This is a genomic window from Rhizobium sp. Leaf453, assembly GCF_001425605.1.
Taxonomy (GTDB): Bacteria; Pseudomonadota; Alphaproteobacteria; order Rhizobiales; family Rhizobiaceae; genus Pararhizobium.
This window is the reverse complement of sequence record NZ_LMRG01000009.1, coordinates 81,416-106,606: the sequence shown is the minus strand read 5'-3', so window position 1 is coordinate 106,606 and position 25,191 is coordinate 81,416. Positions and strand designations below refer to the sequence as shown.

The window sequence follows — 25,191 nt, the reverse complement described above, 5'->3', positions numbered from 1 at the left end:
CATGAGCATTGCATCTGGCACGCGTCGTGATTTTCTGACCGGCAGGCACCTGAACACAAGGCGCCTTCCCTTACCTCCCGGCGCAACGGACACGACAATCAAGGATTGCACCGGGTGCGGGGACTGTCTGGATGCCTGCCCCGAGAAAATAATCGTCTTTCAATCGGGCGTTCCGGCGGTAGACTTCAATCTCGGCGAATGCACGTTCTGCGGACTGTGCGCGGATCGGTGTCCCGAGCGGGTTTTCCCGCCTGACAATCCCAGGCAGTTTTATCATCATGCGGTCATCGGCGATGACTGTCTCGCGGTGAATTTCGTCGATTGTCAGTCCTGTCGGGAGATCTGTCCCACCACCGCCATCCGCTTCCTCCCCCGGATCGGCGGTCCATTTCTTCCGCATCTGGATACCGAGACCTGCAGCGGTTGTGGGGCCTGCGTCAGCGTATGTCCGAACGGCTGCATATCGATGCATGACCGCACCCGTGAGGTCGAACATGCCTGATATCCGTCATCACATATCGAGTGCGATCGTCATGACCCGCCCCGAGATGGCCGAGACGATCTCGGACCGGCTCAGCCGCATCGACGGCGTTGAAGTGCACGGATCGGGTTCCGGCAAGATTGTGATCGTGATTGAAGGGCCAACTGCCGGCCATCTCGGTGAAACGCTGCTGGGCATCTCCGCGATGGAGGACGTTCTCGGTGCGCATATGGTTTTCGAGCAGGCAATTTCGGATGAGGAGGTATCGGATGACGGTCGAACTCACGCGGCGTAATCTCTTGAAGGCACAGGCCGCGGCCATTGCCGCATCGACTGCAGGCATCGCGCTGCCTGCGGCCGCCCAATCAGTGCCGGGCGGGGTTCAGGCTCTGGAAATCAAATGGTCGAAAGCGCCGTGCCGGTTTTGCGGGACCGGCTGCGGCGTCATGGTCGGCGTCAAGGAAAACCAGGTTGTCGCAACACACGGCGACATGGAAGCCGAGGTCAACCGCGGCCTCAACTGTGTGAAGGGCTATTTCCTGTCGAAGATCATGTACGGCAAGGACAGGCTGACCACGCCGCTCTTGCGAAAACGCGACGGTGCCTATGCCAAGGACGGTGAGTTCGAGCCGGTGACCTGGGAGGAGGCATTCGATGTCATGGCGGCCCAGGCGAAGCGTGTCCTGAAGGAGAAAGGACCGACCGCCGTCGGCATGTTCGGATCCGGGCAATGGACGATCTTCGAGGGCTATGCCGCGACCAAGCTCATGAGAGCCGGCTTCCGATCCAACAATCTCGACCCCAATGCCCGCCATTGCATGGCATCGGCTGCCGTGGCCTTCATGCGCACCTTCGGCATGGACGAGCCGATGGGCTGTTATGACGATTTCGAACACGCCGACGCCTTCGTGCTCTGGGGCTCGAACATGGCCGAGATGCACCCGATCCTATGGACGCGGGTTGCCGACCGGCGGCTGGGACATCAGCATGTCAAGGTAGCGGTCCTTTCGACGTTTACCCATCGCAGCATGGATCTGGCCGATATCCCGCTGATCTTCAAGCCGGGAACGGACCTCGCGATCCTCAACTATATCGCCAATCACATTATCCAGACGGGCCGGGTCAATCAGGATTTCGTCGACAAGCATACCAAGTTCATGCGGGGGACGACCGATATCGGTTACGGCCTGCGAGAGGACAATCCGCTCGAGATGAAAGCCAAAGGCGTCGCCGATGCGGCCAAGATGGAGCCGATCGACTTCGAGGCCTTCAAGACGTTGATATCGGAATACACGCTGGAAAAGACAGCGGAACTCTCCGGCGTCGATAGCGCCTTCCTGGAGCAGTTGGCCGAACTTTACGCCGACCCGAAGACGAAGGTCATGTCGCTCTGGACCATGGGCTTCAACCAGCATGTTCGCGGTGTATGGGCCAATCAGATGGTCTACAACATCCACCTTCTGACCGGCAAAATCTCCGAGCCCGGCAACAGCCCCTTCTCGCTCACCGGCCAACCTTCCGCCTGCGGCACGGCGCGCGAGGTCGGCACGTTCGCACACCGCCTCCCGGCGGACATGGTCGTGACCAACGAGGAGCACCGGACCCATGCTGAGGAACTCTGGAAGCTGCCGCACGGCCTCCTGCCGGACAAGGTCGGCTACCATGCAGTCCAGCAGGATCGCATGCTGCACGATGGCAAGCTGAATTTCTATTGGGTGCAGGTCAACAACAATGTCCAGGCTGCGCCGAACAACAGCAACGAAACCTACAAGGGATACAGGAATCCCGACAACTTCATCGTCGTGTCTGATGCCTATCCGACGGTGACCGCGATGAGCGCCGATCTCATTCTTCCCGCCGCCATGTGGGTCGAGAAGGAAGGTGCCTACGGCAATGCGGAGCGACGCACCCATGTCTGGCATCAACTGGTCAACGCGCCGGGCGAGGCGCGATCCGATCTGTGGCAGTTGGTGGAGTTTTCCAAGCGGTTCACGACCGACGAAGTCTGGCCTCCTGAAATCCTTGACAAGAACCCGGAATATCGCGGGAAGACGCTCTATCAGGTCCTGTTCCAGAACGGCCAGGTCGACAAATTCCCGATCAGCGAACTATCCCCAGACTACGAAAATCTGGAGTCAAAGGCTTTTGGCTTTTATCTGCAGAAGGGCTTGTTCGAAGAATATGCGAGCTTCGGCCGGGGCCATGGGCATGATCTGGCGCCGTACGATCGCTACCACGAGGTCAGGGGATTGCGTTGGCCGGTGGTAGACGGCAAGGAAACGCTCTGGCGTTATCGTGAGGGCTATGACCCCTATGTCAAAGCTGGCGAAGGCCTGAAATTCTACGGACAGAAGGACGGTCGTGCCGTGATTCTTGCCGTTCCCTATGAGCCGCCGGCGGAATCTCCCGACGACGAATTCGCCTTCTGGCTGGTCACGGGCCGCGTGCTCGAGCATTGGCATTCGGGATCGATGACAATGCGTGTTCCCGAACTCTACAAGGCGTTTCCCGGCGCACGATGCTTCATGAATGGCGACGATGCGCGGCGCATGGGCATCAACCAGGGCGCCGAAGTCCGCATCCAATCGCGTCGCGGCGAAATCATCAGCCGCGTCGATACCCGCGGCCGCAATCGCATGCCGCATGGCGTGATTTTCGTGCCGTGGTTCGATGCCAGTCAGCTGATCAACAAGGTAACTCTGGACGCGACCGATCCTATCTCCAAACAGGCGGATTTCAAAAAATGCGCAGTCAAGATCCTTCCCGTCGCCTGATCGCCAAGCGCTCCCGGGCGCTTGTCGGGGTCGCCCTCCTGCTCGTCTCGGGGACCGTCGCGCTCGCGCAAATGGTCCCACAGCTTTCCGGAAACACGAATCCGATGGAGAGCGAACAGACGAAGGTTCTGCCGAAATGGGTGGTCGACGATGTCCGCAAGATGCGGAATTATCCCGACCAGCCGCCAATCATTCCCCATTCGATCGAGGGTTACCAGCTCTCCGTCAACACCAATCGCTGTCTTTCCTGTCACAAGCGCGAACTGACGGAAAGCTCGGGCGCGCCGATGATCAGCGTCACCCATTACATGACGCGAGAGGGGCAGATGCTGGCGGACGTTTCGCCACGCCGCTATTTCTGTACCGCCTGCCACGTTCCGCAAGCGGATGTCAGGCCGCTGGTCGATTCGACGTTCAAGGATATGAGCGAACTGGGGTTCAAGCCCGCGGGATCCGAACCATGATCGGCAAACTCAAAGCGCTTGTCGTCTGGGCCTGGCGCATTTTGAGCACGCCTGCTGCGACGCTCAGTCTTGGCTTTCTCACGCTTGGCGGTTTTGTTGGCGGTGTCATGTTCTGGGGCGCCTTCAATACTGCGCTCGAAGTGACCAATACGGAGGCCTTTTGCACCGGCTGTCACGAGATGAAGACCAATGTCTACGAGGAATTGACGAGAACTGTCCATTTCTCCAATCGTTCCGGCGTGCGGGCCTCGTGCCCCGACTGCCATGTGCCGCATCAGTGGACGGACAAGATTGCCCGCAAGATGCAAGCCTCCAAGGAGGTGTGGGGCAAAATCTTCGGCACGATCGACACCCGGCAGAAGTTTCTCGATATGCGCCTCGAACTCGCCCAGCACGAATGGGCACGGCTAAAGGCCAATGACAGCCTTGAGTGCAGGAACTGCCATTCGTCGATGGCGATGGATCTTTCGAAGCAGACGGAGCGGGCTGCGGAAATCCACACCCGGTACCTGTTATCCGGCAAGGCGACCTGTATCGATTGTCACAAGGGTATTGCGCACGAGCTACCCAACATGGATGGCGTCGATCCCGGCTGGAAAGTCCCCGCGGAACTCAGCGGCAAAACCGCTTCCTATCATGGCTGGGACGCTGATACCGCGCGCCTCCAGGCCTATCTCGGCGACCCGGTTTTCGATTGAACCCGGACAGATCGGAGTGGCCTGACACCGAACAGACCCGCGCAATACCGTGCGGCAAACGATGCAACGAGACAGCTTCCGCCGAGGCATCTGTCAGGCTTTGATCCGCATCATGGCTGGCGACCAGGGCGGATCATAGGTCAACTCGACCTCGACATTGTTGTGGCCGACCGCTGCGTGGACGCGCTCACGAACCGCATCAACGAGAAAGTCGGCAGCGGGACAGCCCCGGCTGGTCGTCGTCATCGTGACATGCACGGTGTTCTGCCGTTTCACAACACCATAAATGAGCCCGAGATCGACAATGCTTTTGCCAAGCTCCGGATCGAGTACCTGCGCCAGGGCGGCGTCCACCTGCCGTTGAAGTGCGGTGTCCTGCATCTCAGGCTCCACGCCTGATCATGATACGGAACTCCGTTCCGGTGCTGTCGAAGTTGCCGGCCCATCTGTGGCCGCGCTTCACCAGTTCCGGAAACAGGAACAGAGGCTCCTTGGCCAGAACCGCAAAGAGAACTTCCCCGGGCGCCATCGTTTCAAGCTCGGAGAGGATGCGGACCATGGGTTGCGGCGGCGCAAGGTCAGACAGATGGAAAGACCGGGTGGGCTCCGGCCAGGAGCCGGCATCCTGAGCGCCGTCCGAGGTAATGACCTCGGTGGCGCGCGGCGAAAACCGAACCTCGAAATCACCACCCTCCAGTCGATTGACCTGATGCAGGAAGCCCATACGCTGCATCACGGAGTAGAGCGGCTGTGGCTGGAATGGCGCAAGCAGCGTCAATCCCTGCCCCGGCTCCAGTTCCTCCACGGCTGCCATGATCGCCTGAAACGGCTCCCCTCCAGCGGCAAGGATCGGTCGCACATCCAGTTCCTTGAATTCGAGTCCCATGGATTACTCCTTTGTCTGTGTCGTGACGCAAATGGTATGAGGCCGTACCGCGCCGGGCGGGAGCCGCACGTGAAGCGGCGCGTAACTCAGGCGTCTTGCACGCAGGTATTCGAGTGCCAAGGCGGCGACGGCGGCGCACTGAATCCAGGTCGCGGCCCTGAACAGCGGGTCCGACCCGAACAGGATGGCGGCGGCTCCGACCAGGACGGAGACATAGAAGGTGCCAAACCAAGGTCGTGCGTGCCGTTCGTCGACAAGGTCCTGCACGCGTGGCACCTCCCGTCGCCCCATGACTGGCCCGTAGGTTTCGAGCCAGGTCAGAAACGGGATGATCTTGTAGAGCTGTCCCAGCCCCAGTCCGGTCAACCAGCCCATGATCAGGAGATAGAACGCAGCGGTGGCAAGAGCCATATTGGTGGAAAACGAGACTGCGCCAACCAGAAGCATTGCTGCGAGAGCAAGGAACCCCAAGGCGGCAAGGCCGGTCCAGGAATTGAGCTCCAACGTCTTGCGTCGACGCGCTTTGAACATTCGCCAAACATCTTGGCCATAGAGGCCGACAATCAGCGCCAACAGTATCACAGCGACGATGGTGACTGTCTGAGCCCATGCGGCGTCCAGGAAACGAAGCCCAATGGCTGAGAAGAGCGCCGCCAGCGCACAAGGGACCGCAATCGCAATCGGATTTCTGGCTCCGGTCCGCTCGGGTGCAAGCATGAACATGGCGAAAAGACGATAACTGACACCGATGGCCGTAACGGTCATCCATCCAAGAATCCCCAAACCGGCATGATAGGGTGCAAGCTCTGCCAGATGCGTGGCAAGCAGCGGGATATCCAGGACCCCTGCCAACAGGCTTGCGAACATATTGCCAAGCACGATCGTTACCCCCAGCGCGCAGAGACCAACCAGCACAAGAAATCCCGAAATACCGAATGCTCGTTGCGCAACGATGGTGGTCGCGAGCATTGCCATTATGCAGAGGAACCCGATGCCCAGCAGCATTCCGCCGACAGACATGATCGTGGCATCAATCGGTAACCGGCCGCCCAATGCCAGGAAGCCCATGGTCAGCAGGCCAAGCCCAAGACACAGCGCCAAAAGAGCGGGTGCCGCCAGCCATGGCAGCCTGAGATGCGTTGCGGACAGTACCGGCACGAACTGAAGCAGTGCGCCACAGAACAGCAAACCCAACCAGCCGATGACGATCAGGTGGATGATCGCCAGATTATCCGGAGCGTCGACCGCAGACAGCGTTCCATAACCGGAGCCGATCGAAACCAGCCCCGACAAAAGGAAAGCGATCGATGCTGAAAAGTATGTCATCGTCCAACGCGACATCGACGCTCCGTACATCATGGAACTCCCTTAGTGTCCGCAGCAGCAGTCGCAGCCAGAGCTTTCTGCCCGGGTAATCTGTACGCGCCAGACCTCTGGCCCCCGCTCGAGATAGATCCAGCCGAACTCATCGGGATAACGGGTATCAATCTGATGATGCAGCGGGCGTGGGTCGTGGTCACTCGTGATGTGCATGGCACCGCCGGGCTCCAGGCTGGTGAGCACCCCGAAAATGGTTGGATGGCGGTGGCTTGGCGGTATCTGCCGCACGTCAATTTCGGGGATGGTCGCGGAATTCAACATGTCGCTTCCTCGTGTTTTTCGACTGATCCGACGCATCGCGCCGATGGTTTCGAGAATAGGAAAGCTGGCTCGCCCTTACTTTGTCGGGGAACAAACATTGCCTTGTTTGTCGTCAGCGATGCCAGCGCGGTGCGGCGAGACGTCGCAAAAACCGGCAAGACGATGCGAACCGAGATTTGAGCCAAGACAAAGAGCGCGATCGTTCTCGCTGCTAGGCTGCGGCATAACCTGAAGGATCAAACACGATGTCCAGCGACCTTGTGATCAAGTATGGCGATGCCCGCCTGCCAAGATACACCAGCTACCCGACCGCACCGAAATTCTCCGATCACGTCGGAACGCAAGACACGATCGACTGGATTCGACGCATCGGGGAACAGACCGTCTCGCTTTATCTGCACATTCCCTTCTGTCGATCGATGTGCTGGTATTGTGGTTGCCACACGACGATCACGGAACGAGACCAGCCGATCCTCGACTATCTCGACGTGCTGCGCCGCGAGATCGAACTGGTTTCCCAGACCGCCACGTCACCACTCGATGTACGGGAAGTTCACTTTGGCGGCGGAACGCCGACAATCATCGAACCGCAGGAGTTCGTATCCCTGATGCAACTGCTCGGGCAACGGTTCCGGCTTGGCGCGAGCACGAACGTCTCCGTCGAAATCGATCCGCGCACTCTCACCCAAGCCATGGCTGACGCACTGGGACGGTCTGGTGTGACGCGCGCAAGCCTCGGCGTGCAGAGCTTCGATCCCATCGTGCAAAAGGCGATCAACCGCATCCAATCGGAAGAGACGACACAGCAGGCTGTTAGCCGCCTGCGCGGCAATGGCATAGGCCGGATCAATTTCGACCTCATTTACGGCTTGCCGCATCAGACCATCGAATCCTGTATCGCAACAGTGCAGGCTTCGCTGACAATGTTGCCCGACCGCTTCTCGGTGTTCGGATACGCACATGTTCCCACATTCAAGAAACACCAGCGCCTGATCGACGAAACAGCGCTGCCCGGTTCGCAAGCTCGCAACGAACAGGCGGAGGCCATCGCCGCGGCACTCGTTGCAGCTGGTTATGTCCGCATCGGCCTTGATCACTTTGCCTTGCCGCAAGACGACCTGGCGCTTGCCGCAAGTCATGGAACGCTGCGCCGGAACTTTCAGGGCTACACAACCGATCAATGTAGCAGTCTCATCGGATTTGGCGCCTCTGCCATCGGGCGGTTTCACGAGGGATATGTCCAGAACGAGGTTCCCCCCGGCCAATATGCCAGGCGCGTGTCGGAGGGATCTCTACCCAGCGCGAAGGGCTATCGGCTCACGGCAGAGGATCGGCTGCGGGCCGAGGTTATCGAACGGTTGATGTGCGACTTCGTCGCGGACGTCGCGGCAATCTCTGCTCGTCACGGTTTCGGTCCGGACGTCCTGATGACCGGGAACGAGCGCTTGCGCGCGCTGGCAGACGACGGTGTTATCGTGATGGAGGAAGGCGTCGTCAGGGTCAAGCCCGAAGAGCGCTTCCTTGTGCGCACTGTCGCGTCGGCTTTCGATGCTTATCTGAACGACATGACGCGGACTTTCAGCAAGGCCGCGTAGCGGCGGCGCCAAGATTCGAGAAATGACGAAACGCCCGGTGGCCGCCTTCCACCGGGCGTTTCTGCGACGCGCTGCCTCGTCAGCGCGTCAGACCGCGATAGATTGCCGGCAAGGCGGCCGGAAGTCTGGCAATATCGCCAACGATGGCGAATCCGTTTCGGCCGAACATGGCCGGCAGGTAGGATCCGGCATCCTTGTCGACGGTGACCGCGAAAACCGACAGCCCGGTCCGCCTGGCCTCCGCAACCGCCTTGCGCGAATCCTCCAGCGCGAAACGCCCCTCATAGTGGTCGATATCGTTCGGCTTGCCGTCCGTCAGCACAAGAAGCAGCTTCGTCCGGTTCGGTTGTTTGTTGAGGTCAGCGGCAGCGTGCCTGATGGCTGCGCCAATGCGGGTATAGTAGCCCGGCTTCAACGACGCGATGCGGCGCTCCACGTCGCCACTCATCTCCTCGCCAAACGCCTTGACCGTCTCGATGCGTACCCAGGAGCGGCGCCGCGAGGTGAAGGTCAGGATCGAATGGTTGGTCCCACAGGCCGAAAGTCCGTTGGCGATGACGCTCAGCGCCTCCTTTTCCACGTCGAGGACGCGATGATCGTCGAACCAGGCATCCGTCGACAAGGAAACATCGACAAGGATCGTCACCGCAAGATCGTGTCCTTGCGGCCTCGACAGAAGCTGGATTTTTTCGGTCCCTTCGCCACCGGCGGCAAGGTCGGCTCTCATCCTCACGACTGCATCGAGATCGAGTTCGTTGCCGTCCAGTTGGCTGCGGAGGGTTTCGTTCCTCGGCCTGAGGATTTCGAACTGCTTACGCACGCGCCGCACCAATGCCTTGCTATCGGCGGAGGGCTCTTGAGGCTCGCGGTCGATCGAGGCTGCCGAGCAGATCACCCGACAGTAGGAAGGCATATATGCGCCCTTGCGATAATTCCACTCGGGGTACGTCGCCTCCCCTTCAATCGACGCTGGGTCGGCGGCTTCGGGCGGCAGGTCGAGATCGAACCGGAACTTGGCTGAAGGCCGCTCCTTGCGACGGCCGAGCCTGACCTCGTCGAGATTGTTCGCCGCATCCTTGTCGCCATCATCCTTGTCGTTCGTCGGACGGTCGACACTGACCATCTCCGCCATCGCCAGAATCTTCTCGAAGCGATTGAGGATGAAAGGGCTTCGATCGGTCGTCGACCGCGCAGTCTCCCGTTCGGCGTTAAATCTCCCGCTTCCCGCAAGGGTGTTGATCTTCACGGCAGCCTGGTCTTCGTCGCCCGTGCCTGAACGGATTTCAGCGCGCACGGTGTAGACTGGCCAGAGCGGCACCGCGAGCATGCCCTGATAGCCGGCCGGTGCTTTCCTGGGAAAGATCGATGGCGGAGCGCCGTCCGCAAGGCCAGCACCGGCCGACAGCATGTTGATGATCCGGTTTTCCATCAGCCTTTCGACCGGCGGAAGAATGCCGCGGCGGCGTTCGAGGAGCAATGCCCCACAAAGTGCACGGTATCGGGATGCGAGGCCCGGGAATTGACCGAGCACCCTTGCAACCGCAAGACTGGCGATATCGAGTGTTTCGATGTCTGCCAGCATCGGGTCGCTTGTCGTCGGCACAACAGCAAGCATCGTCGCCATGTAGGCGGAAAGCCAAACATAGAAATCGCGATTGAGGTTCCGGTCGGGAAACAGGTCAGCGACCGGCGGGAGCAGGACAGATCCTCCGTCCCTGCTGGCACCGGCCACCTTTTCTTCTCCCAGTCCGATCAGTTGCCGCAATCTCAGCCTGTGACGTGCCGTCTTTGCGTGCGCCGGTCCCAGCTGTGCTGCAACCTCGCCGCCAAATCCGCGAAAGCACGTGGCAAGATACGGCTTCACCTGATCGAAGGTCACCGCTTCGTCAGGATAACGCGGCATGCTTGCCGTCGATCCGACAAGACCATGCCAAAACTTTCCGACCGTTTCTTCAAGCTCCAGAAATTCGAGCATGACGGGCTTATCCGATGATGCCGTTTGCGACTTCGATCAAGGCGGTTCGAACATCCGGATCATCCGTCAACGGCTCGATGAGCGCAGCGCGAACAGCGTCCTTGCGGTCCATGCCGCTATCGATCAGGCAGGCGCAATAGACCAGCAGCCGGGTGGAAACGCCCTCCTCGATGTCGTGCCCCTTGAGCGCGCGAAGCCGCCTGGCCAGTTCGACCAGTGGCGCTACGCGCGCCTCGTCCAGACCGCTTTCGACCGATACAACCGCCACCTCCTGCGCCTTGGGAAGGAAATCGAACTCGATCGACACGAAGCGCTGCTTGGTGGAGGGTTTGAGCGCCTTGAGAATATTCTGGTATCCGGGATTATAGGAGACGACCAGCATAAAACCGGGTGGCGCTTCGAGGCATTCGCCAGTGCGCTCCAGCGGCAGGATGCGCCGGTCGTCGGTCAGCGGGTGCAAAACGACGGCCACGTCCTTGCGGGCCTCGACGATCTCGTCGAGATAGCAGATTCCGCCCTCGCGAACCGCCCTTGTCAGCGGCCCGTCGACCCAGACCGTATCACCGCCCTTGAGGAGATAACGACCGGTGAGGTCAGCAGCCGCAAGGTCATCATGGCAGGAGACCGTCGCGAGAGGCAAGCCGAGCCGAGCCGCCATATGGCTGACGAACCGGGTCTTGCCACAGCCGGTCGGCCCTTTGAGCAGGAGAGGAAGCTGCCTTGTCCAGGCCGTTTCAAACAGCCGGCACTCGTTGCTGCTCGGGATATAGGAGGGGATTTCGACGCGCGTTCCCGCGCCGGGGATCGTGTGCAAGGTCATGGCCAGGCTCCGTGTTTCCTTCGGAAAGACTGCCCCGCCCTGCGGTGGGGCCGTTTGGTTTACTCAGCCGGATGAAGCGAGCCGAGCGTGGCCGCGCGTTCCCTGCCCGGCACGAACACTGCCCAGAGGAACATCAGGGCCGAGATCAGCACGAAGACACCCGAGCCGAGCCTGATCCAGTAGAAGATCGCCAGTTGGTCCTGGACATCCATATAGCCCTCGCCCAGTACACGCTGCAGATGGACCTGAAGGACGCCGGCGAAGGTCAGAGCAAAGGTCATGACCGACATGGCGGTGCACATGATCCAGAAACTGACGATCGAGAGCATCTGGTTATAGGGCGCCCGGCCGCGGATTTCCGGGATCGCATAGGCCATCGCCGCCAGATTGATCATCACATAGGCTCCGAAAAAGGCCAGATGCCCATGGGCAGCAGTCACCTGCGTACCGTGTGTGTAGTAATTCACCGACGACAGAGTGTGCAGGAAGCCCCAGACACCGGCGCCGAAGAAGGCCATGACCGAGCAGCCGATCGACCAGAGAATGGCGGCCTTGTTCGGATGCTTGCGGCCCGCCTTCCAGGTCATCACAAATGTGAAGATCACCATGGTGAAGAACGGCGCGACTTCGAGCGTCGAGAAGATCGAGCCGATCCATTGCCAGTAACCGGGCGCACCGATCCAGTAGAAGTGGTGACCGGTTCCGAGAATGCCCGAGAACAGTGCCAGGCCGACAATGACATAGAGCCACTTTTCAACGACCTCGCGGTCGATACCGTTAAGCTTGATCATCAGGAAGGCGAGAATCGACGCCATGATCAGTTCCCAGACGCCTTCGACCCAGAGATGGACCACATACCACCAGTACATCTTGTCGAGCGCCAGGTTTGCCGGATTGTAGAAGGCAAACAGGAAGAAGATCGCCACACCCCACAGCCCGAAGATCAGGATGTTGGTCACCACCGTCTTGCGGCCCTTCAGCACCGTCAGCGTGATATTGTAGAGGAACATCAGCGCCACGACGACGATACCAACCTTGATGACGAACGGCTGCTCGAGAAATTCGCGGCCCTCGTGGATATGGAAGAGGTAGCCGACGACGGCGATCGCCGCTGCGACCAGGAAAATCCAGAACTGGGCTATGGCGATCCTGGAGCTATAGAGTTCCGTTTCGGCTTCCTCGGGAAGCAGGTAATAGGTGGTGCCCATGAAGCCCATCAGCAGCCAGACGATCAGCGCGTTGGTATGGACCATCCGCACGATGTTGAAGGGCAGCAATTCGGATAGCGTATTGGGCAGCACGTAGATCGTGCCGGCAAGCACGCCGAACAGGACCTGAGCGATGAACAGGCCGAGCGCGCCATAGAAGTACAGCATCGCGACTTTTTGCGTTTGATATTTCATGATGTCGTTTCCCTGATGGACTTCAGCCCGCGTCGTTCGGGGGCCACTTCTGGGTCTTGATGGTGTTCGTCCACCGCAGGAAATCCGCGAGGTCGTTAAGCTCCTGATCGGTCAGGTTGAATTGCGGCATCTGCCGCCGGCCCTCTATTCCTGTGGGCTGGGCCTGCATCCACGCCTTGAATGTCTCACGGGTACCTTCGACGTCCTCGTCACCCCCCAGGCGTGTCCAGACATTGCCCAGTTCCGGCGCGAAATAGGCGCCTTCACCCAGCAGGGTATGGCAATTGATACAGGCGTTCTTTTCCCAGACATGCTTGCCCCGCGCGACAGAGTCGGTGAGCGTCGTCTCGTTGGTGGAGGTCGTGCGCATGTAATAGTGGCTGTGGGCGGTCAGGCCCACGAAGATCGCGAAGAAGAAGGCCGATCCGCCATAGAAGACATTTCGAGCTCCTGTTTTGGTCAGGTGTTCTGACATTCGATGTCCCTCTCGCTTCCCGCGTTCAAGGCGCAGGATCGTGTGTTGCGGAAGCCAAGGTGGGTGACCTGTCTTGGCTTCCTGGAGAGGGTTGCCCGAATGCGGGAGGCTCTTCTTTGTTGAAATGCAAACAGATGCGAGATAACCCCGATCGGCCCCAGGGTTTCACAGGGATGCAAGCCCGGCCTTGGTGGCGGCGGCAATCGCGAACACTAACGGCCAGGCGATCAATGCAATGGACAGGCCTCGCCGCGGACCGCGGAGCCCCATGAAGTCGAGCACGACGATCCGCGCCTTGACCACCGTCAACACAAGGATGACGCAGAAGGCCACGAACGGCACGGCCTCGTGTTTCCATTGCGCCGCGATGAGTGCCGTCACGATCGCAATCAGCAACAGCCCGGCGGCAACCCCCATCAACCACTTCGATTTATCGTATTGCATGGTTCACCCCAGATAGACGACGGGAAAGATAACCAGCCAGACAACATCAACGATGTGCCAGATGGTCGTGACGATCACCACGTTCGATCTGTCCGGTTTGCGCGCCACGAGAAGCATGATCAGGCCGAGAAACACGACATGGGCAAGATGGAAGCCCGTGATCATGAAATAGAGTTCGAAAAACGCGTTGAACGTCGCATCACCGGCAAACCGCAACTCCTCGCGATACTCGAGGAGCTTGATGGCCGCAAAAAGAAACCCGAGCACCGCCGCACCAACCAGAGCCAGCTGGCGCGTTCGCATGACGCTGGCTCGTGCAGCTTCGGCCGCAAGCCAACCACTCGCGATCAGGACAAGCGTATTGATGCTGGCAAGACGGCCATCGAGATGGATCTTCGCCAGAGAAAAACTGTCCTGATGAAGATAGGACATGAGAAGAAAGCCGCAGAGCAGCACACCGAATGCGGCAAGCTCGCTCCAGACCAGCAGCCAGAGGATCAGGTCGCCGCCGTCCGGTTCGTCTTTGACCGTTTCTCCGATCACCGCCATATGTTTTGCCTCTCCGTTTCAGCGCAGACGTATCGGCTTGGCGGGGAATCGTTCTTTGCGCTTCATCAAAGAATTTGACCGTGTGTCATGAGACAAGGCCTCAAAGGAGACTTCCATGTCAGATGCACAAGCAGGCCTCGTCGTGGCCGCCCCGATCATCGTCGGTTTCTCGATTGCGCTTTACCGGATGGGCGTATTGCAGCGGTATAGTGCCACCGTCGCTGTGGCAGCGTCCTGCGTCATCGCCGCAGTCCTTTTTCTGCAACAGTGATCACATAGACATGACAGTTATGATCGCCGCCCTTGCGCTGTTTATCGGCTTGCACTCCATCCCCGCCATGCCGCCGGTAAGGACCAGGATCATCGGAGCGATGGGCAGAACCGGTTATCTGATTGCCTATTCGGCTGTCTCCACCGCTGTGCTGGTTTGGCTGATTTATGAAGCACTCAATACCGATTATGTTGAACTCTGGAGCCTTTCCTCCTGGCAGGTTCACGCGACATTCGTGGCAGCGCCTCTCGGGCTGTTCCTGGTGCTGGCCGGCCTGTTCAGCGTCAATCCCTTCTCCGTGACGTTGAGGCGCGATGGACCTCGCGTCGGTGCAATTGTCGACATCACCAGACATCCCGTGCTTTGGGGGTTCTGGCTATGGTCAGCAGGTCATGTTCCCCCCAATGGTGATCTTCGATCGCTGATCCTGTTTGGTGGCTTCGCCTGTTTCTCGCTGGGTGGCATGCTGATGGCGGAACGAAGAGCCCGGCGCATGTTCGGCGCGACATGGAACCAGGCAACTGCGGGGACATCGGTGGTGCCGCTCCTGGCAATCGCTGCGGAACCTCGAGCCGTGAGAATTGACACCATCATGCTGCTCAGTGCGGTTGCGACCATTGCTGTGGCGGGCTGGCTCTTGCATGGTGGCCATGCCGCACTTTTCGGCGCAGATCCGATCGCAACGCTCAATGCGCTGTAGAGGCAGTCATTGAGATTCTACCGGCAGCGGCTTGGAGACGCGGCAGGTTCGCACAACAGGGAGCTTTTGCCCTTTCGCTTCATTTTGACGACGTGATAATGGAGCGACAAATGGAGTAGGACACGATGAAGGTTGACATAAGTGTTGTGCGATCCCTGCCGCTCTTCGAGAAGATGAGCGCGACGGATCTTGAAAACCTGCTGTCCCATTCGACGTCACGGAGGGTTCCAGCAGGCGATACCGTCTTCGAGCAGGGTGCGCCGGCGTCCCAATTCTTCCTGCTGTTACACGGCCGGTTGAAAGTGACCCAAGTTACGGAAGACGGGCAACAGATTATCGTTCGGGTCGTACATCCAGGCGACCTGTTCGGCTTCGCCAAGGCATTGCAACGCTCAGACTATCCGGGAACAGCCCTCGCGGTTGCCGAAAGCGTTGCGTTAAGCTGGCCGACGGAACTCTGGCCTCAGTTCATCGACACCAATCCTCGGCTCGCGGTCACGGCGATGCAGACGATCGGACAGAGGCTTGAAGAGGCTCATGCCCGCATTCGCGAAATGTCCACTCAGGAAGTCGAACGCCGTGTGGCGCACGCGGTGCTACGGCTGGCGGATCAAGCGGGCAAGAAGGAAGGCACCGGAATCAGGATCGATTTTCCGATCTCACGCCAGGATATCGCCGAAATGACCGGCACGACGCTTCATACCGTGTCGCGCATTCTCAGCGCCTGGGAAGCAAAAGGTCTGGTTGAAGGTGGGCGGCAAAAGCTTCTCGTGAGCGACCCGCATGGTTTGGCGCTGCTCGCGGCGCATGGGAAGGAGAGAGAAGGCCGATTTTCTGCTGAAAGCGCTTCATCTTTGCGCCTTGTCAAAGAGATCGGGGCGAAAGGGCATATTCTGCTGCCAACGAAGCCAGAGCGCTTCTGATGTTGGAGCAAGAAAATGAGTAAGATCCTTAAGACCCTTGTTAGCGCTGCAATCCTCAGCATGACCGCCGGTTCCCTGGCAGCGGCTGCGGATTTCGAAGTGCACATGCTCAACAAGGGCGCGGATGGCACGATGGTGTTCGAACCGGGTTCGATCAAGATCGCCAAGGGCGATACCGTGACGTTCATTCCGACCGACAAATCCCACAATGCCGAAACGATTAAAGGATTGATCCCCGATGGCGCAGAGCCCTTCAAGGGCAAGATGAACGAGGCCGTCAAGGTGACATTCGACGTACCCGGCGCCTACGCCATCAAATGCGCGCCGCATGTCGGCATGGGTATGATCGGGCTGGTTGTCGTCGGAGACGCACCCGCCAATCTCGGAGCTGTGAAAGACGCAAAACTGCCCAAGAAAGCCCGTGAAAGACTCGACGCGGAGATTTCTGCCGCAGGTGTCTGACCTGAATCTGCGGTGCCCGGAAGGGGGCGCGGCGTTGTAAGGCGAGAGTACGGCAAGCCACCTCGCCTGCGGCGGAACTGGCACGACGGAGAAGTTTCCTCCGTCGCGCCAGTTCTGCAATCAGTGAAACCGAAAACGCCAGCATACGCATCGACTTCACGGGCGATCTCGCGGTGGCGCTACGGCCTGTCACCCAGAAAATGGCGCTCCAGGAACGGCAGATTGTCCTGGCCCCAATAGATTTCACCATCGTATAGAAAGGTCGGAAAGCCGAACACGCCGCTTTCGACGGCATGCTGGCGATCCGCCATCCATTTGCGCCGCACATCGTCGTCCGCCTGACGGCGAAGCAGGGCTGCCCCGTCAAATCCCGCTGCAGAGGCAACCGCTGACCGGACATGCGGTTGACCGATATCCTTCAACTCACTCCAGAATGCATGTTGCAGGGCGCGGGTCAGGCCGATCCAGTCCCGGCCATCGAGATAGGCAGCAATGACGATCAGCGATGCCGGTGCCGGATCACTGAGTTCCGGGCGGTTTTCCAGGATCAGATCCTTCCCGCGCAGCCGAGACCAACGCTTCAGGTCCCGCATCCAGTAGCTCCGGCGAATTTCCGGGCGATTACGCGAAAAGATGCCACCATTCTCCTCAACGACGGTCGTCAGGTATGGCTTTATTTCGATACCACCCTTTGCCGCCAGGGCGATGAACGAATCGAAGCCGATATAGGACCATGGCGAGCCGATCGAGAAGAAATAATCGACAATCCTGGTCATAGAAGATCGCCGCCCGAAACGGGAGCCACAAAGCTGATCGCCACAATTCTGGCCAAGATGCGGAAAAGATTGCCCACCGATGGTTCCACCAAGCTGAAAAACTTAGTCTATAAAATCAGTAGACAACTTTACTCGGAAGAAATGGCATTCCTTTTGCAATTCGGAGCAAAGAAAAACTGTCTTCGGTACAACGGGCTAACCAGCCTATCGAGACGAGAACGCCCGTGAGCCTCCATGCGTTTCCGCGAACCGGTCTTCCATCACAGCGACACGCTGCCTACAGCGCGCCATCCACGATGACCATCGGCCGGCCGCGCGAGCAGGCTTCAATGCGGGCTTCGATGCGATAGATTTCCCGCAGCATATCCGACGTTATGACATTCCCAGTTGCGCCGCTGGACGCCATCGTTCCATCCGCGATGACAATCGTGTTGGCGCAGTAACGGAGCGCGTGGTTGAGATCGTGAAGCGCGATCAGCACGATCATGCCCGTGCGCGTGGCAAGATCCGTCACGAATTCGAGCACGTCGATCTGGCGATGCAGGTCGAGCGCTGACGTCGGCTCGTCCATCAAAAGGACTTCCGGCTTTCGTACCAGCGCCTGGCCGAGGGAAACAAGCTGCCTCTGGCCACCCGACAGGGCCTCGAGACCGCGAAAGGCAAGGTCCTCGATGCGCAAGGCTTTGAGGATCGCGTCGATCTCGAACAATTCATCGTCATGCACCCGCCAGCCACCGCCCTGCTTGGCGGAGAGTAGTAGGGATTCGTAGACTGTCAGCACCGCATTGGCGCCGGTGTCCTGCGGCATGTAACAGATCGCCCGGTCACCCCGCGTGGCATCGGAAACCTGAACCAGACCCGGACCGGAGATCAGACCCGCGATCCGCTTGAACAGCGTCGATTTTCCGGCTGCATTCGGGCCAATGACGGCCGTCACCGTACCCGGTTGCAGCACATCGATACCGACATTGGAAAGAACCGTCGTTCGGCCGTAGGACGCACCGACATCCTTGAGCACCAGCGCTACCATGCGCGCCTCCTGTTGGAGAAAATCAGAACGAAGAAGAAGGGAACGCCGACCAGCGCTGTGATGACCCCGATCGGCAGGATCGCGCCGGGGATGAGCACCTTGCTGACCACGGACGTTGCCGACAGCAGCAGCGCGCCGCAGATGACGGCACCGGGCAGGAAGAAGCGCTGGTCTTCGCCGACAACCATGCGGGCGATATGGGGGCCGACGAGACCGACGAAGCCGATGGTCCCGACGAAGGAAACCGGGATGGCCGCCAGCAGGCTGACAGTCAGCATGGTCCGCAGCCGCAGACCCCGGACGTTGACGCCCATGCTCGCCGCCTTGTCGTCACCGAGACGCAGCGCCGTCAGCGCCCATGCGTTGCGCATGAACATCGGCAACGTGACCACGAGGATCGCGGCGGTGATGTAGACCTTGTCCCAGGTCGCCTTGGTCAGGCTTCCCATCGTCCAGAAAACGACGGCAGCCAGCGCTTGTTCGGAGGCGAGATATTCCAGAAGCGACAGCGCCGCGTTGAAGGTGAAAACCAGCGCGATCCCGAGGAGCACGATGGTCTCGACCGTGACGCCACGCAGAGTCGAGGCAAAATGGATGAACATGGCCGCCATCATCGCCATGATGAAGGCATTGATCGGCACCATGTACTGGACAGCGCCCGGGAAGATCGCGACACCCGCAACGAGACCCAGTGCCGCGCCGAAGCTGGCGGCCGCCGAAATCCCGAGCGTGAATGGGCTGGCGAGCGGATTGGACAGGATCGTCTGCATCTGCGCACCGGCGACCGAAAGCGATGCGCCGACCGTCACCGCCATCAACGCGATCGGCATGCGGATATCCCAGATGACCACACGCAACTGGTCGCCGGCGGCGGCGGGATCAGCAAGCGCCGAAAGCACCTCAGACAGCGTGTAATTCGCCGGCCCCAGTGCCATGTCGATGGCGATGCTGAGCGCAAGCGCCGCCGTCAGCGCAACCAGGATAACGATGCGACGAAAGGCAAGGGCGCGATACTGATCGCGCCCCGATGCCCTGGTTTCGGTTGAAGCCACAGCCATGGCTCACTTGTCTTTCAGCGAGACGAAATAGCCGGGCTTGTAGTCCAGCGGCAGGAACTTCGCATGCAGTTCCTTGAACGTCGCTTCCGGGTCGAGATCCGGGAAAAGCTCCGGATGCAGCCACTTGGCGATCTCCTGGATGGCCACGAACTGGTAGGGGTTGTTGTAGAACTGGTGCCAGATGGCGTGAACGTTCCCCTGCTTGACTGCCTCGACGCCGGTGAACGCCGGGCGCTTGGTCAGGTTTTCCAGCTTGCGGCGCGCTTCCGTCAGATCCGCGCCATAACCGACGCCGACCCAGTTACCGCCGGGAACGTAAGCTTCCCACTTGCCGCCGGTGATGATGATCTGATCGGGGTTAGAGGCGATGATTTGCTCGGGATTCACTGTTCCGAACGTGCCGGGAATGATGTCCTTCGCCATATTCACGCCACCGGCGAGTTCGACCATCTTGCCGAAATTCTCGTTTCCGAAGGACATGCAGCAATCCTCCGAATAACCACCGGCGCGCTCGACGAAGACCAGAGGCTTCTTGGCATCGCTCTTGGCCAGGACATCGGTGACGCGCTTAATGGCATCGGCGCGGAAGGTGATGAAGTCCTCGGCAACCTTTTCCTTGCCCATCAGCGTACCCATGATGCGCATGCTCGGCTCTGTGTTTTCCATCGGCTTTTCGCGGAAGTCGACATAGACGAGCGGAATGCCGACCTTGCCGAGTTTCTCGATGTAGCCGGCCTCTTCCGTTGCGGTCTTGGCGTCAACATTCATCAGGATGACGTCGGGCTTCAGCGCGACAGCCTGCTCGATGTTGAAAGTACCGTCCTTCATGCCGCCGAAGGTCGGCAGCTTGGCGATATCCGGATATTTGGCGAGATAGGCCTCGTAGCTTTCCGGATCGGCCTTCGGCAGGTCATCGCGCCAGCCGACGACATGCTCGAACGGGTTTTCCTTGTCGAGCGCAGCAAGGAAATAGATCTGGCGGCCTTCGCCGAGAATCACGTTCTTGACGGGCACGTTGATCTCGACATCGCGACCGGTCACATCCTTGATGACGACAGGATCGGCCATCGCGGGCAGAACGGTTGAAACCAGAAGGCCAAGGGCTGCGATCGCCAGCTTGCCAGAAAAGCGCATGAGATTTATCTCCGGTGGAAACTGGGCCGCACTTATTATTTGATGACTTTCATAGTCAAGTTTTATCTTTTAGAAGCATTCAAAGCTGAGCCGGGGAATGACAGATGCAGAGCAACCATAGGGCCGAGAGCGCCAACTTTACCTTGCGGGATGAAATCAAGGCCTATTGGTCGACCCGCGCCGCGACATTCGATCTGTCGCCCGGTCATGAAATCTTTTCCGAAGAAGAGCGAGCGGCCTGGCACGCGCTGATCGGGCGGCATCTGGGCGACGGATACGGCCGCAAGGCGCTGGATCTTGCAAGCGGTACCGGCGTGATCTCGCATCTGATGGATGATCTCGGCTACAAGGTCACCGGTATCGACTGGTCGGAGGCGATGCTGGAGAAGGCGCGAGCCAAGGCGGCGACGCGCAAACGCTCCATCCGCTTCCAGCTTGGCGACGCGGAAAACACCTACGAACCCGATGACAGCTATGATGTGATCGTCACCCGGCACCTGGTGTGGACGTTGGTCGATCCGCAGGCCTGCTTTCGCGAATGGTGGCGCGTGTTGAAACCCGGCGGGAAACTGCTGGTGATCGACGGCGATTTCGTCAATGCTGGTCTCGCCGAGCGCATCGTCAAATGGCTGGCAACGCGGCTCGAGCAATATGGCGCGAATAAAGAGCCGCCGCATCCACCGGCCGACATGATGACCACGCATCAGAGGATTCTCTCGCGCGTGCATTTCTCCGACGGCGCCCGCGCCGACAGTGTCGCAAAACTCTTGCGTGAAACGGGGTTTTCGCCTGTCAGCGTCGATGAGAACCTGCGCCAGATACACAAGACGCAGGCCCGCAATTTCAGCCTGCTGAAAGGCCTGGCGCGCGGGCTCCAGCACCGCTACGCCATCATCGCCGAAAAGCCGGAGGCCTGAGCCTAGTCCTGAAGATGGCGCAGGCCGGAACGATTGAACAGGCTTATCGCAGACTGTCCATCGGCACCTTGTCCATGTCGGTGAAGCTCATGTTGTCGCCCGCCATCGCCCAGATGAAGGAGTACCGACCGGTGCCGGCACCGGAGTGGATGGACCACCCCGGCGACAGCACCGCATCATGACTTTTCAGGACGAGATGCCGGGTCTCATGCGGCTCCCCCATGAAATGGAAGATTCGCGTCGATTCTTCCATGCCGAAATAGAGATAGACTTCCATGCGCCGGTCGTGGACATGCGCCGGCATGGTATTCCAGACGGAGCCCGGCTCGAACATGGTGAGCCCCACCAGCAACTGGCAGCTTTCGCAGACATCCGGATGGACATACTGGTTGATCGTGCGGGCATTGGCTTCCTGAGCAGAGCCGGTGCGCACCTTCTTTGCCATGTCGAGCGTGATCAGCACGGTCGGGCATGTGCGATGGGCAGGTGCGCTGAGCAGATAGAACTCTGCAGGCTTGCCTGGATCGTCGCTCCGGAACGTCAGATCCCCCTCCCCCATGCCGACATAGAGCGCCTCCTGGAAACCGAGGGCATATTCGGTCTCACCGACAAGAACCTTGCCGCTGCCGCCGATATTGAGGATTGCGGCCTCGCGCCGTTCGAGAAACCGGTCGGTGCCGGTTTCCTTGACTTGGCCGATCGTCAGGTCCTCGCCCATCGGGACGACGCCACCGACGATCATCCGGTCGAGATGGCTGTAAGTGAGGTTGACGCGCCCCCTGGAGAAAAGTCCCTCGATGAGGAACCCGTCGCGCAGGCCTTGCGTATCACGCTTGGCAGCGTCTTCAGGTCCGATGACCTGGCGCACATTTACGGAAATTGTCACGGATTTGCCTCTTGGCGTTGGATGGGATTGTCAGGTGAGAACGACATATTCAGTCAGCTGACTGATCGTCGTATCGGCCTTCTTCACGTCGAAAACCTTGGTTCCATGGCTCATGATCACGAACCGGTCGCACACCTGGTAGGCGTGATAGAGATTATGCGTGACGAGCACGCTCGAGACGCCCTCCGCCTTCAGCTTCAGCACTTGCGACAGCAAAGCCTCGGTTTCGCGGACGGAGAGAGCGGATGTTGGCTCGTCGAGCAGCAGGACCCGCCGCTTGAAGAAAACAGCGCGGGCAATGGCGACCGCCTGCTTCTGCCCGCCGGAAAGATCACCCACCAGCTTGTCGGGGGAGTCGATACCGGAAATGTGGACAGCCTTCTTCAGCACCTCCATGGCGATATCGCGCATTTCCGCCTGCTTCAGGAAGCCGAAGGCATTGGTGCGCTCGCGGCCCATGAAGATATTGCGGGTGATCGACAGCGAATCCACCAGGGCGGTGTTCTGATAGATCGTCTCGATACCAGCCTCCGCGGAATCGGACCGGCAGGTGAACAGCGTCTTCTGCCCATCGACGCTCAGATGGCCGGAGGTCGGCTTGTGGATGCCGGAGATCAGATTGACCGTGGTCGATTTGCCGGCACCGTTGTCACCGAGAAGACCGACGACTTCGCTTGGGCCGACGTGAAAGGAAAGGTCCCGAAGGGCCGTCAATGCGCCGAAGCTTTTCGAGATATTGTGCAGTTCGAGAAGATTGGACGCGGACATCACGCAGCCCCCCGGCGTTCGATGAGATGATTAAAGGCGGCTGCGACGACGATCAGGGTTGCGATGAACATGTCGAGGTAGAAGCCGGGTGCCCGGAGAAGCAGGAGAACGTCGGTGATGGTGTGGATCAGCATGACGCCGAGGAAGATGCCGATGATCGAGCCGCGCCCCCCCCGAAGAGAAAGCCCGCCGATGACGCAGGCAGCGATCGCCTGCAGTTCCAGACCCGCGCCCTGTCCCGGCTGGACGCTGCCGACGCGGGCCGTGGCGATGATGCCGGCGACAGCCGCCATGCCGCCGGCGATGGCAAAAGCGATCATCTTGACGCGGTCGGTGTTGATGCCGATCGCCGTTGCCGCCGCGGGGTTGCCGCCGGTGGCGAAGACATGGTTGCCGAACTTGTGGCGGTGCATCAGCAGATAGAAGGCGATGACGAACAGGACAACCCAGATGAAGGCGGCGTTGATGCCGAAAAGCGTGCCGGCGAACAGGCTGGAAAAGGCAGGCTCCGGATCGAAACGCACCTGCACAGCGCCATTATAGAGCAGCACGGCGCCGCGCCAGAACAGGAGACCGCCGAGCGTCACAATGAAGGATGGGAGGCCGAATCGCAGGGTGATCGCGCCGTTGAGAAAGCCGATCATCACGCCCAGCAGGATGCCGAGCGGCGCGGCAATGAAAGCGCTCATGCCGCTGTCGACGAGGCTCGCCATCAGCACGGCCGTCAGTGTGTAGACGGAGCCGATCGACAGGTCGAACTCGCCGGCGATCATCAGCACGCCGGCGCCGAGCGCCAGGCAACCGAGAACCGGTATGGCCTTCATCAGGATCGTCAGATTCTGCGGCGAAAGATAGCGGAAGCTGTCGGGATAGATCAGCGCACCGGCGATGCAGACGATCTGCAACGTCACGAAGACGAGGAGAATGGCGCCGGCCGGCATGGTCATGATCTGCTTCAGCAGCGATTGTTTTTTCGTGCGCGATTTCGGCACGGCTGTGTCGGTCATGGCGTAGGTCACTGTCGTTACTCTGTTCAAGGGATCGCGGGGACCTTCCGGCTTGTCGCCGGAAGGTCTTTATGCGTCTCGCTTACCGGTAGCTGCCGATCAGCGGCTTGACGGACGAGATGCGCGACTTGTCGAGGAACGCGCCCTGGCCGGTGTCGACGTCGGTCGGCGTCAGGCCGTATTTCTTAGCCAGTGCGATCTGTGCGATCGGATAATAACCCTGCAGGTAGGGCTGCTGATCCATCGTCGCAAACATGGCGCCGGATTCAACAGCGTTGACGATCTCAACCGCAAGGTCGAAGCCACCGAACGGAATGTTGACACCGGCATCCTTGATGGCGCCCGCGCCGACCGTGGACGTCACGGAGCCCGTACCGAACAGAGCCTTGGTGTTGGGGTTGGCGATCAGGAACTGAGCCAGAATATTCTGCGCTTCGGCCGGATCGAGACCGGACTTGACCGTCTCCACCTTGATGCCATGCTCCTTCATCGCCTTCTCGATGCCGCCGCCACGCGCGACAGCAAAGCTGGCTTCCGGAATTTCGCGCGGGTTGAACACCATGTCGCCTTCCTTGAGGCCGAACTGCTCGATCATGCGATTGCCGAGTTCATAACCCGAAGCGAATTCGTCCATGCCGACATAGGCCTGACGGCAATTGCCCTTGGCACCTTCGAGGTCGTCATTGTTGAAACCGATGACGATGATGCCGGCCTTGACGGCCTTGCAGATGCTGTCGTCGAAAGCGTCCGACGAGGAAATGGCAACGGCAATGCCGTCAACGCCCGTCGCTGTCGCGCTTTCGATCAGGTCGTTCTGGCGCACCGGATCGTTATTGGCGTATTGGACGTCGAGATCGACGCCGAACTGCGCTGCAGCATCTTGTGCACCCTTCACGACGGGGTTAAAGAACTGCACACTCGGATCAAGGTAGATGATCATCGTCGCCTTGACATCGGCCGCCACGGCGGACGTTGTGAAAGCCATAGCTGCGCACGCCGCAAGCATTGCGGTTTTCAGTCTGGTCAATTTCATTTTGCGTATCCTCCCTTTGGA

Annotated in this window: 28 protein-coding genes and 1 pseudogene; 11 read left to right on the top strand and 18 right to left on the bottom strand. The window is 59.6% G+C overall.

The window, feature by feature from the left end:
• Window position 1: 1 nt before the first annotated feature.
• Genes ASG68_RS30585 through ASG68_RS12290 form a run of 5 tightly spaced genes read left to right on the top strand, consistent with a single transcriptional unit; the run spans window position 2 to window position 4,417 of the window.
• On the top strand, window positions 2–502 hold the full coding sequence (locus ASG68_RS30585; protein ID WP_082478632.1) for a ferredoxin-type protein NapF: 501 nt from the start codon (window positions 2–4) through the stop codon (window positions 500–502).
• A complete protein-coding gene (locus tag ASG68_RS12305) occupies window positions 495–776 on the top strand; it encodes a chaperone NapD (RefSeq protein WP_062579071.1) in 282 nt (93 codons plus the stop codon). The genes ASG68_RS30585 and ASG68_RS12305 overlap by 8 nt, the downstream gene beginning before the upstream one ends.
• A complete protein-coding gene (gene napA / locus ASG68_RS12300) occupies window positions 751–3,255 on the top strand; it encodes a periplasmic nitrate reductase subunit alpha (RefSeq protein WP_062579069.1) in 2,505 nt (834 codons plus the stop codon). The genes ASG68_RS12305 and napA overlap by 26 nt, the downstream gene beginning before the upstream one ends.
• Window positions 3,225–3,719 (top strand): nitrate reductase cytochrome c-type subunit, encoded by a 495-nt coding sequence (locus ASG68_RS12295; protein ID WP_062579067.1) that lies wholly within the window; start codon window positions 3,225–3,227, stop codon window positions 3,717–3,719. Before napA ends, ASG68_RS12295 begins: the two co-directional genes overlap by 31 nt.
• On the top strand, window positions 3,716–4,417 hold the full coding sequence (locus ASG68_RS12290; protein ID WP_062579065.1) for a NapC/NirT family cytochrome c: 702 nt from the start codon (window positions 3,716–3,718) through the stop codon (window positions 4,415–4,417). The genes ASG68_RS12295 and ASG68_RS12290 overlap by 4 nt, the downstream gene beginning before the upstream one ends.
• Before the next feature lie 93 nt (window positions 4,418–4,510).
• Here ASG68_RS12290 and ASG68_RS12285 read toward each other — a convergent pair whose 3' ends face one another.
• The 4 genes from ASG68_RS12285 to ASG68_RS30580 are packed head-to-tail and all read right to left on the bottom strand — an operon-like array spanning window position 4,511 to window position 6,944.
• A complete protein-coding gene (locus tag ASG68_RS12285) occupies window positions 4,511–4,798 on the bottom strand; it encodes a metal-sulfur cluster assembly factor (RefSeq protein WP_062579064.1) in 288 nt (95 codons plus the stop codon).
• 1 nt (window position 4,799) lies between these two features.
• On the bottom strand, window positions 4,800–5,303 hold the full coding sequence (locus ASG68_RS12280; protein WP_062579062.1) for a DUF2249 domain-containing protein: 504 nt from the start codon (window positions 5,301–5,303) through the stop codon (window positions 4,800–4,802).
• A 3-nt stretch (window positions 5,304–5,306) separates the two neighbouring features.
• Window positions 5,307–6,644: a hypothetical protein gene (locus tag ASG68_RS12275; RefSeq protein WP_156384867.1), complete on the bottom strand. Its 1,338-nt coding sequence runs from the start codon at window positions 6,642–6,644 to the stop codon at window positions 5,307–5,309.
• A 27-nt stretch (window positions 6,645–6,671) separates the two neighbouring features.
• Window positions 6,672–6,944 carry a DUF2249 domain-containing protein gene (locus ASG68_RS30580; RefSeq protein ID WP_082478631.1) on the bottom strand — a complete coding sequence of 91 codons (273 nt, stop codon included), beginning with the start codon at window positions 6,942–6,944 and terminating at the stop codon, window positions 6,672–6,674.
• Window positions 6,945–7,189: 245 nt separating this feature from the next.
• Here ASG68_RS30580 and hemN point away from each other — a divergent pair, with 245 nt between their 5' ends.
• Complete coding sequence (gene hemN, locus ASG68_RS12265) at window positions 7,190–8,539, top strand: oxygen-independent coproporphyrinogen III oxidase (RefSeq protein WP_062579056.1); 1,350 nt, start codon at window positions 7,190–7,192, stop codon at window positions 8,537–8,539.
• A gap of 79 nt (window positions 8,540–8,618) precedes the next feature.
• Here the strand turns inward: hemN and ASG68_RS12260 are convergent, their stop codons facing one another.
• The 6 genes from ASG68_RS12260 to ASG68_RS12235 form a co-directional block, all read right to left on the bottom strand.
• On the bottom strand, window positions 8,619–10,514 hold the full coding sequence (locus ASG68_RS12260) for a nitric oxide reductase activation protein NorD (RefSeq protein ID WP_062579054.1): 1,896 nt from the start codon (window positions 10,512–10,514) through the stop codon (window positions 8,619–8,621).
• A gap of 7 nt (window positions 10,515–10,521) precedes the next feature.
• Complete coding sequence (locus tag ASG68_RS12255; RefSeq protein WP_062579051.1) at window positions 10,522–11,334, bottom strand: CbbQ/NirQ/NorQ/GpvN family protein; 813 nt, start codon at window positions 11,332–11,334, stop codon at window positions 10,522–10,524.
• A gap of 59 nt (window positions 11,335–11,393) precedes the next feature.
• The gene (locus ASG68_RS12250; protein ID WP_062579049.1) at window positions 11,394–12,737 is read right to left on the bottom strand and encodes a nitric-oxide reductase large subunit; all 1,344 of its coding nucleotides are present in this window, start codon (window positions 12,735–12,737) and stop codon (window positions 11,394–11,396) included.
• Between the two features lie 22 nt (window positions 12,738–12,759).
• A complete protein-coding gene (locus tag ASG68_RS12245) occupies window positions 12,760–13,212 on the bottom strand; it encodes a c-type cytochrome (protein ID WP_062579047.1) in 453 nt (150 codons plus the stop codon).
• A gap of 165 nt (window positions 13,213–13,377) precedes the next feature.
• Entirely contained in the window at window positions 13,378–13,656 is a 279-nt protein-coding gene (locus ASG68_RS12240) for a cytochrome C oxidase subunit IV family protein (protein ID WP_112408147.1), read from the bottom strand.
• 3 nt (window positions 13,657–13,659) lie between these two features.
• The gene (locus ASG68_RS12235) at window positions 13,660–14,205 is read right to left on the bottom strand and encodes a cytochrome c oxidase subunit 3 (protein ID WP_062579043.1); all 546 of its coding nucleotides are present in this window, start codon (window positions 14,203–14,205) and stop codon (window positions 13,660–13,662) included.
• A gap of 115 nt (window positions 14,206–14,320) precedes the next feature.
• On the opposite strand from ASG68_RS12235, the gene ASG68_RS31895 reads away from it, so the two are divergent.
• The 4 genes and pseudogenes from ASG68_RS31895 to ASG68_RS12220 all read left to right on the top strand — a co-directional run bounded on the left by ASG68_RS31895 (window position 14,321) and on the right by ASG68_RS12220 (window position 16,561).
• Window positions 14,321–14,476, top strand: a complete 156-nt coding sequence (locus tag ASG68_RS31895) for a hypothetical protein (RefSeq protein WP_164491918.1) — start codon at window positions 14,321–14,323, stop codon at window positions 14,474–14,476.
• 10 nt (window positions 14,477–14,486) lie between these two features.
• On the top strand, window positions 14,487–15,176 hold the full coding sequence (locus tag ASG68_RS12230) for an NnrU family protein (RefSeq protein ID WP_062579041.1): 690 nt from the start codon (window positions 14,487–14,489) through the stop codon (window positions 15,174–15,176).
• Window positions 15,177–15,301: 125 nt separating this feature from the next.
• Window positions 15,302–15,994, top strand: a pseudogene (locus tag ASG68_RS12225) (Crp/Fnr family transcriptional regulator); the annotation flags it as partial.
• 120 nt (window positions 15,995–16,114) lie between these two features.
• Window positions 16,115–16,561 carry a pseudoazurin gene (locus ASG68_RS12220; RefSeq protein WP_062579039.1) on the top strand — a complete coding sequence of 149 codons (447 nt, stop codon included), beginning with the start codon at window positions 16,115–16,117 and terminating at the stop codon, window positions 16,559–16,561.
• A 179-nt stretch (window positions 16,562–16,740) separates the two neighbouring features.
• On the opposite strand, the gene ASG68_RS12215 is transcribed toward ASG68_RS12220, so the two are convergent.
• From ASG68_RS12215 to ASG68_RS12200, 4 genes are all read right to left on the bottom strand, one after another.
• Entirely contained in the window at window positions 16,741–17,337 is a 597-nt protein-coding gene (locus ASG68_RS12215; protein WP_062579037.1) for a 2-hydroxychromene-2-carboxylate isomerase, read from the bottom strand.
• A 277-nt stretch (window positions 17,338–17,614) separates the two neighbouring features.
• Window positions 17,615–18,367 (bottom strand): ABC transporter ATP-binding protein, encoded by a 753-nt coding sequence (locus ASG68_RS12210; protein ID WP_062579035.1) that lies wholly within the window; start codon window positions 18,365–18,367, stop codon window positions 17,615–17,617.
• Entirely contained in the window at window positions 18,361–19,425 is a 1,065-nt protein-coding gene (locus ASG68_RS12205) for a FecCD family ABC transporter permease (RefSeq protein ID WP_062579033.1), read from the bottom strand. The genes ASG68_RS12210 and ASG68_RS12205 overlap by 7 nt, the downstream gene beginning before the upstream one ends.
• A gap of 3 nt (window positions 19,426–19,428) precedes the next feature.
• Window positions 19,429–20,559, bottom strand: a complete 1,131-nt coding sequence (locus ASG68_RS12200; protein ID WP_062579031.1) for an ABC transporter substrate-binding protein — start codon at window positions 20,557–20,559, stop codon at window positions 19,429–19,431.
• Window positions 20,560–20,663: 104 nt separating this feature from the next.
• On the opposite strand from ASG68_RS12200, the gene ASG68_RS12195 reads away from it, so the two are divergent.
• The gene (locus ASG68_RS12195; RefSeq protein ID WP_062579029.1) at window positions 20,664–21,476 is read left to right on the top strand and encodes a class I SAM-dependent methyltransferase; all 813 of its coding nucleotides are present in this window, start codon (window positions 20,664–20,666) and stop codon (window positions 21,474–21,476) included.
• A gap of 43 nt (window positions 21,477–21,519) precedes the next feature.
• Here the strand turns inward: ASG68_RS12195 and kduI are convergent, their stop codons facing one another.
• From kduI to ASG68_RS12175, 4 genes are all read right to left on the bottom strand, one after another.
• Window positions 21,520–22,362, bottom strand: a complete 843-nt coding sequence (kduI, locus tag ASG68_RS12190) for a 5-dehydro-4-deoxy-D-glucuronate isomerase (RefSeq protein ID WP_062579028.1) — start codon at window positions 22,360–22,362, stop codon at window positions 21,520–21,522.
• 30 nt (window positions 22,363–22,392) lie between these two features.
• A complete protein-coding gene (locus ASG68_RS12185) occupies window positions 22,393–23,130 on the bottom strand; it encodes an ATP-binding cassette domain-containing protein (RefSeq protein ID WP_062579026.1) in 738 nt (245 codons plus the stop codon).
• Entirely contained in the window at window positions 23,130–24,137 is a 1,008-nt protein-coding gene (locus ASG68_RS12180) for an ABC transporter permease (RefSeq protein WP_113567481.1), read from the bottom strand. The genes ASG68_RS12185 and ASG68_RS12180 overlap by 1 nt, the downstream gene beginning before the upstream one ends.
• A gap of 82 nt (window positions 24,138–24,219) precedes the next feature.
• On the bottom strand, window positions 24,220–25,170 hold the full coding sequence (locus tag ASG68_RS12175; RefSeq protein WP_062579024.1) for a substrate-binding domain-containing protein: 951 nt from the start codon (window positions 25,168–25,170) through the stop codon (window positions 24,220–24,222).
• Window positions 25,171–25,191 lie beyond the last annotated feature (21 nt).